The organism is Pseudomonas rhodesiae, assembly GCF_007858255.1.
Taxonomy (GTDB): domain Bacteria; phylum Pseudomonadota; class Gammaproteobacteria; order Pseudomonadales; family Pseudomonadaceae; genus Aquipseudomonas; species Aquipseudomonas rhodesiae.
Genome location: NZ_VFEU01000026.1, coordinates 58,278 through 68,887, shown reverse-complemented (window position 1 = coordinate 68,887; position 10,610 = coordinate 58,278). Strand labels below are relative to the sequence as shown.

Genomic DNA, 10,610 nt, shown 5'->3' with positions numbered 1-10,610 from the left:
GTTTAAGCTGCTTCCTTAGCGCTGTTTTTCCTTGTTGATCGATCGCGTGAAGTTGAAACACGGTTTTTGCCAAGTCAACCGAAACAGTCGTAAGCTGCATGAGGACGCTCCCTTCCGCTAAGTGTGGATAACACTTTAACTTTGGCACATAGATGCCGTTAGGAAGGGGGCGTCCATTCCATTACCACAACGGTCTCGCGTTGTCTTCAGATCCCCGCCAACGCCAAATCCATCGCAAAGTACGTGAAGATCAAATCCGCCCCCGCACGCTTGATTGACCCCAGCGTCTCGCGCACTACTCTATCCTCATCAATCGCCCCCGCCTGAGCCCCAAACTTGATCATCGCGTATTCACCGCTCACCTGATACGCCGCCACTGGCAGGCGCGAGGCTTCGCGGATGTCGCGGATGATGTCGAGGTAGGCGCCGGCCGGTTTGACCATCAGCGCGTCGGCGCCTTCCTGTTCGTCGAGCAGGGATTCGCGCACGGCTTCGCGGCGGTTCATGGGGTTCATTTGGTAGCTTTTGCGGTCGCCCTTGAGCGCGCTGCCGCCGGCTTCGCGGAATGGGCCGTAGAGGGCCGAGGCGAATTTGGTCGAGTACGCCATGATCGGGATATGGGTGAAGCCGGCGTCGTCGAGGGCGCGGCGGATGGCCTGGACCTGGCCGTCCATGGCCGCCGACGGTGCAATCACATCAGCACCGGCGCGGGCGGCGGCCACGGCTTGTTTGCCGAGGTTGACCAGAGTCGCGTCGTTGTCGACGTGGGCGCCGTGCATCACGCCGCAGTGGCCGTGGTCGGTGTATTCGCAGAAGCAGGTGTCGGACATCACCACCATCTCCGGCACGGCGTCCTTGATAATCGAGGACATGCGCGAGACCAGGCCGCGTTCTTTCCAGGTGTCGCTGCCATTGGCGTCCAGGTGGTGGGACACACCGAAGGTCATCACCGACTTGATGCCGGCACGGGCTAACCGCTCGATCTCGCCGGCCAGTTTTTTCTCAGGGATGCGTCGCACGCCCGGCATGCTGGTAATCGGCACGAAGTCGTCGATTTCTTCCTCGACGAAAATCGGCAGCACCAGGTCGTTGAGGGTGAATTCGGTTTCCTGGAACAGACCACGCAGCTCCGGGGAGCGGCGCAGGCGGCGTGGACGGGCTTGGGGGAACTGGCTGGTCATGGCTTTCCTGAAAAAATGGCAGAAATCTTTGGGGCGAAAGCTTATGCCCCTTGGCCCCGGCAGCACAAACGCCGAGGGGCCAACAGTGTATTGCCAGGGGCGCAATAATGTATTGATCTAGAGCTGTAGACGCCCTTCGATGCACACGGTGACAGCGCCACCGACCCAGATTTCATCGCCTTGACGTTCAACGCGAATACGCCCCGCACGCCCTATGGCCGTGCCCTGACTGACCACGTAGCACGGCGGCGCAAGCCCTTCGCTGAGCAGCCATTGCGCGACGCCGGCATTCAGGCTGCCGGTGGCCGGGTCTTCCTGGGCGCCATCGCCTGCGACAAAAGCACGCACCTCAAACTGCGCGTCCACGTCGTCGCGTACCGGGTTGCACGGGGCGATCACGCCGACGGCTAACCCCAATAGCTGTGAATAGTCCGGCTGCAACGCCAGGAGCTGGTCACGATCAGCCAACATGAGCGCAAGCCACCCTGCGCCATTGTCGACCCACTGGCTGCGCACGATGCTGTCCGGTGGCAGCCCCAACCCCAGGCGTACACGCTCAAGCAGAGGCGCGTCGACGGCACCGGAACGTAGCAACGGCGGCGCAATAAACGCCAACTCGGCGCCTTGGCGACGGATACGCACCAGGCCGATTTCGCACTCCTGGATAATCTCCTCGCCTTTGGGCACGCCGCCAGCCTGGAGCCACGCGTAGCACGTGCCTAGCGTCGGGTGGCCGGCGAACGGCAACTCCTGCAACGTGGTAAAGATCCTTACTCGGTAGTCGGCACGAGGGTCCCGCGGCGTCAGCAAAAACGTGGTTTCACTGAGGTTCGTCCACTTGGCAAAGTCGGCCATCTGTTGGTCGCTGAGGCTGTCGGCACCGAGGACGACGGCCAGCGGGTTGCCCTTGAGCGATACGCTGCTGAATACATCCAGTTGTTTGAAATCGAAAGTCGGCATGGATCAACTCGGAATATTCAGGCCACGGATCACGGCCGGGCGGGCGACAAAACCGTCGAGCGCGCGCAGGACGTTAGGAAAATCGGCAATGCCTACCAGATCGCCGGACTCATAAAAGCCGATCAAGTTACGGATCCAAGGGAAGGTGGCGATGTCGGCGATGCTGTAGTCATCGCCCATAAGCCAGGTGCGGCCCAGCAGGCGTTTTTCCAGCACCTGCAGCAACCGCCGCGACTCGGCGGCATAGCGATCGCGGGGACGTTTGTCTTCGTAGTCCTTGCCGGCAAATTTGTTGAAGAACCCCAGCTGGCCGAACATCGGGCCGATGCCGCCCATCTGGAACATCAGCCATTGGATCGTTTCGTAACGGGTGGCCGGGTCTTCGGAGAGCAACTGGCTGGTTTTCTCCGCCAGGTAAATCAGGATCGCCCCCGACTCGAACAACGCCAGCGGCTGACCGCCCGGGCCGTTGGGATCGATGATCGCGGGGATCTTGTTGTTGGGGTTCAGGGACAGGAACTCGGGGGACAATTGGTCCTGGGTCTCGAAATTGACCTTATGCGCCTCATACGGCAGGCCCAACTCTTCGAGCATGATCGAGACTTTGACGCCGTTGGGCGTAGGCAGCGAATACAGTTGCAAGCGTTGGGGGTGCTGTGCGGGCCATTTGCTGTTGATCGGGAATGCGGCAAGTGCGTTCATCGGGACAGTCCCTGAGGCAGAAAGCCCTCATGATAGTCATCCCCGCGCTGTCGTGCATGGGTCATCAATGCGCAACATCGCCTGGCTATTATCCCGTCCGGGCGAACCAATACGCCCCGCCGCACTCTTAAAAGCGCTGATAGGGTGAAGGGAGGCACCTGGCTAGATCGACAAGGAACACCTCGGGACGCACGTGCGTCACTGGGGCCAGGCTTGTCCGCCTTAACGCGACGCATGAAGACTCGAACCTAAAATGACGATCAAGCCTCTGCGCCTTGTGCAACGACTCAAACGCTATTCCTACATCACGTTACCGCTGCTGCTGGTCGGCGGTGCCACAGCGGCCCTCCTCGACGCGCCGGAAAGCCGCGCTCAGCCGGTGGACGGCGTGCAGACCCTGGTATTCCTGCGCCACGGCGAAAAACCCGCCGGCGGCCTGGGCCAACTCAATTGCCAGGGCCTGAACCGCGCGATGAACCTGGCCACGGTGTTGCCGGAAAAATTCGGCCCGGCGGATTTTGTGTTCGCCGCCAACCCGACGCGCAATGTCGAGGAAGGCGAGCTGGATAATTCCTACAGCTACATTCGCCCACTGATGACCATCAGCCCCAGCGCCATCAAGCTGGGCCTGCCGGTCAACATCAACTTCTCGGCCAATGACACCAGCGACCTGGCCGATGAGTTGGTCGAAGACAAATACCACAACGCCACCATCTACACCGCCTGGTCCCATGGCTATCTGCAGGAGTTGATCAACAAGGTGGCGAGTGAGGCGTCGGGCGAGAAGCACACCATCACCGACGACTGGTCCGGCAGCGACTACGACACCCTCTACGTATTGACGCTGACCTGGCACAACGGCAAGGCCTCGTTGCTGAGCCGCAACTACAAACAGGGCCTGAACGACGGCGAACAGAACTGCCCAGAGCCGACACAGGTGAGCGCCGACAGCTGACAGCGTATGATGCGCGGCTATCGACTCATCTGCGGATCATCCCCATGTCCAACCTTCTCTCCACCCAGCCCGTCCGGGGCTGGTCGTTCTGGTGGAAACCGGCGCTGTTCCTGCTGGTGGCCTGTGTCGGCCTCTACTACGTCAAGTGGTCGCCCTACTACTTCAAGGCGTTTGTGGCCGCCGACAACCACAGCATCGGCGCCTCGATTCTCAATGATCAGCAAAGCTCGCCCCTGGCGGCGGCGTTGGCCTATGCCCAGGTGTATTTCCTGGCGATCTGGAAAGCCGCAGTCCTGGCGGTAATCCTCGGTTCGCTGCTGCAAGTGCTGATCCCGCGCGACTGGCTGCTGCGCCTGTTCGGCCGGGCCGGGCTGGGCTCGACCGTACGCGGCGGGCTGTTTGCCTTGCCGGGGATGATGTGCAGCTGCTGCGCGGCGCCGGTGGCGGCGAGCATGCGTCGGCAACAGGTGTCGGTGGGCGCGGCGCTGGCGTTTTGGATCGCCAACCCGGTACTGAACCCGGCGACGCTGGTGTTCATGGGCTTTGTGCTGGGCTGGGGGTTTACCGCGCTGCGTCTGGTGGCGGGCATTGTGCTGGTGGTGGGGGTGTCGTTGGTGGCGCAGCGCATCGCACGCCCCGATCAGGTGCCGGAAGCCGCGCTGGAAGCGGTGGCCGATGTGAGCCAGGTCGAAGCCCAACCCTTTTTCAGCCGCTGGATGCGGACGTTATGGCAGCTGTTCTGGAGCACCATTCCGGTGTACATCCTGGCCGTGCTGATCCTCGGTGCCGCGCGGGTGTGGCTGTTCCCTCACGTAGACGGAGCCATGGCCAACAGCCTGGTGTGGCTCGTGCCGCTGGCGATCGTCGGCACATTGTTCGTAATTCCTACGGCGGCCGAGATCCCTATCGTACAAACCATGATGACCCTGGGCATGGGCACCGGCCCGGCCGTGGCCTTGCTGATGACATTGCCGAGCGTGAGCCTGCCGTCCCTGCTGATGCTACGCAAGGATTTCGACGCGCGGGTGCTGGTAACGGTGGCCGGGCTGACCATGCTGATGGGCGTGGTGTGCGGGTTGATTGCGGTGGTGGTGCTTTAAACACGCGGTGGGGGGGCTGAGGGCGCTATCGGGGGCAAGCCCCCTCCCACCTTTGATAGCTATCGCCTGGGCTGGGTCAACTGAGCCTTAACAGACTGGCATTAGGGCAAGCCCCCTGCCACAGGCAACGCGGCGCGATAGGCCCCGGTATCACCCTCACTCGCGCCGCGTACTGCGCTCGCGCAAATATTCCACCACTGCCCCCTGCTCGCCCGCGAATTCGATGCGGGCGCCTTTGCTTTCGCGCTGGAAGGCGTACATCGGGTCGTAGTATTCACGCAGCAGGCCTTCGATCCAGCCACGGTGCAGGTCCACGGCGCCGCTGCGCGCCTGTTCGGCCAGGGCGTCCTGCAGAATCGCCTGCAAGCGCTGGAACCGTTCGCCCCCCAGGCGTTTATGAATATTGTCCAGGCTCTGGGTCAGCCGCTCGCCGAACAGCGTCTGGCCCTGTTCGCCAAACGTGGCAATGAACTCGGCACACAGGTCAACCACGTAGTCGCGCAGGATACGTTCGACGCGCCCTTGCAGGCTGTCTTCCAGCCACACCATCGGATACGTTTGCATGCCTTTGTGCAACGGCAACGGCAGCGCGCAACTGCCGATCATGCGGCTTTCGTCCTCCACCACGAACTGCTCGATGCCGGCCGCGCGTTTTTTCAGCAGGTCCACGGCCAGGCGATTCTCGAAGTCGATGTTGGACGGTTGCGCCGTGGCGCGCTTGCCGAAGCTGGAACCGCGGTGATTGGCGTGGCCTTCCAGGTCCAGGGCGTTGCGCAAGCGGCCGAGGACTTCGGTCTTGCCGGTGCCGGTCATGCCGCCGAGCAACACAAAATCACACTGCTGGGTGGCTTGCTCCATGGTTTCGAGCAAAAACGTACGCATGGCCTTGTAACCCCCGCCGACGCGCGGGTAGTCGATACCGGCCTCTGTCTTGAGCCACTGCTGCACAATCTGCGAGCGCAGCCCGCCACGAAAGCAGTACAGATAGCCATCAGGATGAGCCTGAGCGAACCGCGCCCAGCGTTCGATGCGCTCGGCCTTGATCGCGCCGGATACCAGTTCATGCCCCAGGACAATGGCGGCTTGCTGGCCCTGCTGCTTGTAGCAGGTGCCGACGCGCTGGCGTTCGTCATCGCTCATCAGCGGCAGGTTGACCACGCCCGGAAAGGCGCCTTTGACGAACTCGACCGGCGCGCGGGTATCCATCATCGGCCGGTCGTTAAGGAAAATGCTGCGATAGTCGGTGATGTCAGTTGCCATCAAACCACCTCTACCGCGTGGGTCTGTCGCTCGACCAGTTCACCGATAGGCGCCAGGCTCAGGCCCAGTTCGGCGGCCACGGCGTGGAAATCGGCGTCGCCTTCGGGGGTGACCGCGATCAGCAGGCCGCCGCTGGTCTGCGGGTCGCACAGCACGCGCTTGTGCAGTTCCTGCAAACGCCCGAGCTTGTTGGCGTAGCTGTCGAAGTTGCGCAAGGTGCCGCCGGGCATACAGCCCTGATCCAGATAGTCCTCGATCCCCGGCAGGCGTGGGACATTGGCGTACTCGATGCGGGCGGTCAGGCCGCTGCCATCCGCCATTTCCACCAGATGCCCCAGCAGGCCGAAACCGGTGACATCGGTCATGGCGGTGACGCCGGCCAGTTTACCGAAGCGGCTACCGGGCTTGTTGAGGGTGCACATCCAGTCGCGAGCCAGGCCGATATCGGCCTCGCGCAACTTGCCCTTTTTCTCGGCCGTGGTGAGGATGCCGATGCCCAGGGGCTTGGTCAGGTAGAGCTTGCAGCCGGCGGTGGCGGTGTCGTTGCGTTTCATATGGCGCTTTTGCACGATGCCGGTGACCGCCAGGCCGAAAATCGGCTCCGGCGCGTCGATGGAGTGCCCGCCCGCCAGGGGGATACCGGCCGCATCGCAGACCGAGCGACCACCACGGATGACCTCGCGGGCCACTTCCGGGGCCAGCACATTCACCGGCCAGCCCAGGATCGCAATGGCCATCAATGGATCGCCACCCATGGCGTAGATATCACTGATGGCGTTTGTGGCGGCAATTCGACCGAAATCGAAGGGATCGTCGACGATCGGCATGAAAAAGTCGGTGGTGGAGACCACACCGCGCTCGTCGTCGATGGCGTACACCGCCGCGTCGTCCCGCGAAGCATTGCCCACCCACAGGTTGGGGTCGAGGTTCTGCGCACCGCTGCCGGCGAGGATCACTTCCAGGACCTGGGGTGAAATCTTGCAGCCACAACCCGCGCCGTGGCTGTATTGGGTAAGGCGAATCGGCTCGTTCATGCTGGACCTCAAACTATCAAGTGCGCGGATTCTACCAGACAGCAAAAGGCCGGCTGGGCTCTTATGAGCACAGCCGGCCTGTTTGTTTCAGGGTTTACTGACGCGCAGCGAGCAAACGCTTATGGCGGTTGCGCCGGGCGATATTCAGGCACTCAATGGCCGCCGAGAACGCCATGGCTGCGTAGACATAGCCTTTAGGCACATGGGCGCCAAAGCCTTCGGCGATCAGGGTCATGCCGATCATGATCAGGAAGCCCAGGGCCAGCATCACCACCGTCGGGTTGTCGTTGATGAACTTGGCCAGCGGTTCGGCCGCGACCAGCATCACGATCACCGAGGTCACCACGGCAATGATCATGATCGGCAAGTGTTCGGTCATGCCCACCGCCGTGATGATGCTGTCGATGGAAAACACCAGGTCCAGCAACAGGATCTGCCCGATGGCCGCCGCAAAACCGATGGTCACGGCATTGCTGGTGCTTTCTTTCTCTTCGGGCTCCGGGTCCATGCTGTGATGGATCTCGGTGGTGGCCTTCCACACCAGGAACAGGCCACCGGCGATCAGGATCATGTCCTTCCACGAAAACGCCTGGCCGAACACCTCGAACACCGGCGCAGTGAGCTGCACGATAAAGGCGATGGTGCTCAACAAGCCCAGGCGCAGGACCAGGGCCATGCTGATACCGATGCGCCGCGCCTTGGCCCGGTGCTTCTGCGGCAATTTGTTGGTGAGGATCGAGATAAAGATCAGGTTATCGATGCCCAGCACGATTTCCATCACGATCAAGGTCGCCAGGGCGATCCACGCGGTGGGGCTGGCGGCCAGTTGTACAAGGTAATCCATAGGTCAGTCCTGGTGGTGTGCTGGAAAATTAGGTTTCTTGGCTATTCGATTCGTCGGTTTTATCCGCCTGATCGTCTTTCTTCTGCGGGTTGATCAGGCCTTGGGTGGCTTCACTCAGGGCTTGCTCGGCGGCTTTCTGGGTATCGTCGATTGCCTGCTTGGCCGATTCCGAGGCCTTGCCGATCACCTGCTGCGCACTTTTTTCGACCTGATCGCAACCGCTGATCATCACCAATGAAAGCGCAAGCAACGAGGCCGCGCCGAAAGAATTGAGTTTCATGCTGTATCCCTCGTTAGAACACTTGGGTCCCAATAGTGGCCCCGCGATAGCGACGCATTCTATGCAGAGCAACACTTCAGTAAAATTCGTATTTTTCCCGCGTATACTTCGATTTTTACGAAGTGATTAGCCTCATGCTCAATTATCGACAACTGCATTACTTCTGGGTCGTGGCCAAAACCGGCAGCATCGTGCGTGCGTGCGAGCAATTGAACCTCACGCCCCAGACCATCAGCGGGCAGCTCAGCCTGCTTGAACAGACGTTCGGCATCGCGTTGTTTCAGCGGGTCGGGCGCCAACTGGAGCTGACCGAAGCCGGGCGGCAAGCGCTGCCCTACGCCGAACAGATGTTCCAGACCGGCAATGAGTTGGAAGCCATGCTGCGCGCGCAGCCCAAGGAGCAGCAGATTGTGTTTCGGGTCGGGGTGGCGGATGTGGTGCCCAAATCCATCGTTTATCGGCTGATCGCACCGACCATGGAATTGAGCGAGCCGCTGCGTATTACCTGCCGCGAGGACAAACTCGAGCGCCTGCTGGCGGATCTGGCGATCCAGCGCTTGGACCTGGTGATTTCCGACAGCCCCATGCCCACGCACCTGGATATCAAAGGCTACAGCCAGAAACTGGGAGAGTGCGGCATCAGTTTTTTCGCCACCCAAGCATTGGCCGACCGCCATACCGGCCCATTCCCACAGTGCCTGCACGGCGCGCCGCTGCTGATTCCCGGCGCGGAAACCGTGGTGCGTAGCCGCTTGCAGCGCTGGTTCGCCGAGCAGCAGATCCAGCCGAAGATCATCGGCGAGTTCGACGACAGCGCCTTGATGCAGGCGTTTGGCCAATCCGGCAGCGGGATTTTCATCGCCCCCAGCGTGATTGCCGACGAGGTGGTGCGCCAATACGGTGTGGCGCTGATCGGCCAGACCGACGCGGTCACCGAGTCGTTCTATGCGATCTCGGTGGAGCGCAAGGTCAAGCACCCGGGCATCGTGGCGATTACCGAAGGCGCGCGGCGCGAATTGTTCACTGCCCTGCCCTGACCGCTCAGGCGTTGGACGCCACCGGCTGCCTGGCGGTCATCAGCCACAGCGCCAGCAGGATCGACACCAGGATAAACCCGGACGCCGCGAACCCGAGGCTGCCGAGGCCGAAGGTATCGATCACATGACCACCGACCATCGCCCCCAAGCCGATGCCCAGGTTGGCCCCGGCAATGTTCAGCGACGCGGCGAACGCCGGCGCATGGGGCGCAGCCTTCATCAGCCGCACATGGCTGACCAGAAACAGCGCCGCCTGGGTCACACCCCACACCGCCATCGCCGCCGCCAGGCCGATGGAGGAGTGAATGGCCGGCACCAGCGCGACCATGCCCGCGATCATAAACCCGCAGAACACCATGGATGCGATCAACGGATGGCGATCCACCGCACGGCCGCCCAAGGCATTGCCAAGCAAGCCCACCGCGCCAAAGCCCATCAGACACCAGCCCACCAACGTGCCATCGAAGCCGGCCAGGCGTTCAAGGATGTCCGCCAGGTAGGTATAGGCAGTGAACATACCGCTGAATACCAGGATCGACAGCAGGATATGGCCCTGCATCAAGGGGTTGCGCAGGATCTTGAACTGCGAGCGCAGACTCACTTGATCATTCTTCGGCCGGGTTACCGGCAGGTAGATGAACAACAGCAAGGCCTTGGCCAGGGCCACCACCGCCAGAATGGCGAACGCCGTGCGCCAGCCGAACGCATCGGAAATCAACGTGCCCACTGGGATGCCAAACACCGTGGCGCAGACGATGCCGAAACCGATCTTCTCAATGGCGCGCCCGGCGTAGTCCGGGCCGACGATGTCCACCGCCGTCTCGCTTGCCAAGGCCCAGAACACCGGCAAGCCCAGGGCCGGGATCAGTCGTGCCAATGCCATCACCCAGATATTCGGCGCCAGCGCGGCCACGGCGTTGGCCGCGCCGAACAGAATCAGAATGCTGATAAACAGACGCTTGCGTGGGAAACGCGCGCAATAGGCAGTCAGAAACGGCCCGAACGCCGCCACGGTAAACGCAAACAAGGTCACCAACAGCCCGGCTTGGGACACGCTGACATTCAGGTCGCGGGCAATCGATGGCAGCAGCCCGACTATGATGAATTCCGTGGTCAGCACGGTAAAACCGGCGGCCGACAGCAGCAGGATGGGAAACAGCATGAAAACTCCAGAAACAACGACATCAACGACAGCCCGAAGGGCCCGCTGACGGATAGGAAAGGTGAGAGGCCAGAAGCTTAACAGAGTATGTCCGG

Annotated in this window: 11 protein-coding genes; 3 read left to right on the top strand and 8 right to left on the bottom strand. The window is 61.7% G+C overall.

Features of this window, described 5'->3' with window-relative positions; translation table 11 throughout:
* Positions 1-206: 206 nt before the first annotated feature.
* The 3 genes from hemB to FIV35_RS24665 form a co-directional block, all read right to left on the bottom strand.
* Positions 207-1,181, bottom strand: a complete 975-nt coding sequence (gene hemB, locus FIV35_RS24675) for a porphobilinogen synthase (protein WP_034137734.1) — start codon at positions 1,179-1,181, stop codon at positions 207-209.
* Positions 1,182-1,298: 117 nt separating this feature from the next.
* Entirely contained in the window at positions 1,299-2,141 is an 843-nt protein-coding gene (locus tag FIV35_RS24670; protein ID WP_034137733.1) for a PhzF family phenazine biosynthesis protein, read from the bottom strand.
* Positions 2,142-2,144: 3 nt separating this feature from the next.
* Positions 2,145-2,843 (bottom strand): glutathione S-transferase N-terminal domain-containing protein, encoded by a 699-nt coding sequence (locus FIV35_RS24665; protein WP_034137732.1) that lies wholly within the window; start codon positions 2,841-2,843, stop codon positions 2,145-2,147.
* Between the two features lie 253 nt (positions 2,844-3,096).
* Between FIV35_RS24665 and FIV35_RS24660 the strand changes: the two genes are divergently transcribed.
* Both FIV35_RS24660 and FIV35_RS24655 read left to right on the top strand, forming a co-directional pair.
* Entirely contained in the window at positions 3,097-3,798 is a 702-nt protein-coding gene (locus FIV35_RS24660; RefSeq protein ID WP_034137731.1) for a hypothetical protein, read from the top strand.
* A 44-nt stretch (positions 3,799-3,842) separates the two neighbouring features.
* Positions 3,843-4,898, top strand: a complete 1,056-nt coding sequence (locus tag FIV35_RS24655; protein WP_034096865.1) for a permease — start codon at positions 3,843-3,845, stop codon at positions 4,896-4,898.
* A 156-nt stretch (positions 4,899-5,054) separates the two neighbouring features.
* On the opposite strand, the gene mnmH is transcribed toward FIV35_RS24655, so the two are convergent.
* From mnmH to FIV35_RS24635, 4 genes are all read right to left on the bottom strand, one after another.
* Positions 5,055-6,158: a tRNA 2-selenouridine(34) synthase MnmH gene (gene mnmH / locus FIV35_RS24650; RefSeq protein ID WP_034137730.1), complete on the bottom strand. Its 1,104-nt coding sequence runs from the start codon at positions 6,156-6,158 to the stop codon at positions 5,055-5,057.
* Positions 6,158-7,192 (bottom strand): selenide, water dikinase SelD, encoded by a 1,035-nt coding sequence (selD, locus tag FIV35_RS24645; protein ID WP_034137729.1) that lies wholly within the window; start codon positions 7,190-7,192, stop codon positions 6,158-6,160. Before selD ends, mnmH begins: the two co-directional genes overlap by 1 nt.
* Positions 7,193-7,286: 94 nt before the next feature.
* Entirely contained in the window at positions 7,287-8,036 is a 750-nt protein-coding gene (locus tag FIV35_RS24640; RefSeq protein ID WP_034137728.1) for a TerC family protein, read from the bottom strand.
* A gap of 28 nt (positions 8,037-8,064) precedes the next feature.
* Positions 8,065-8,316: a hypothetical protein gene (locus FIV35_RS24635; RefSeq protein ID WP_034137727.1), complete on the bottom strand. Its 252-nt coding sequence runs from the start codon at positions 8,314-8,316 to the stop codon at positions 8,065-8,067.
* 134 nt (positions 8,317-8,450) lie between these two features.
* Between FIV35_RS24635 and nhaR the strand changes: the two genes are divergently transcribed.
* Positions 8,451-9,353: a transcriptional activator NhaR gene (gene nhaR / locus FIV35_RS24630; protein ID WP_034096860.1), complete on the top strand. Its 903-nt coding sequence runs from the start codon at positions 8,451-8,453 to the stop codon at positions 9,351-9,353.
* A gap of 4 nt (positions 9,354-9,357) precedes the next feature.
* Here nhaR and FIV35_RS24625 read toward each other — a convergent pair whose 3' ends face one another.
* On the bottom strand, positions 9,358-10,515 hold the full coding sequence (locus FIV35_RS24625) for an MFS transporter (protein WP_034137726.1): 1,158 nt from the start codon (positions 10,513-10,515) through the stop codon (positions 9,358-9,360).
* Positions 10,516-10,610: the final 95 nt, after the last annotated feature.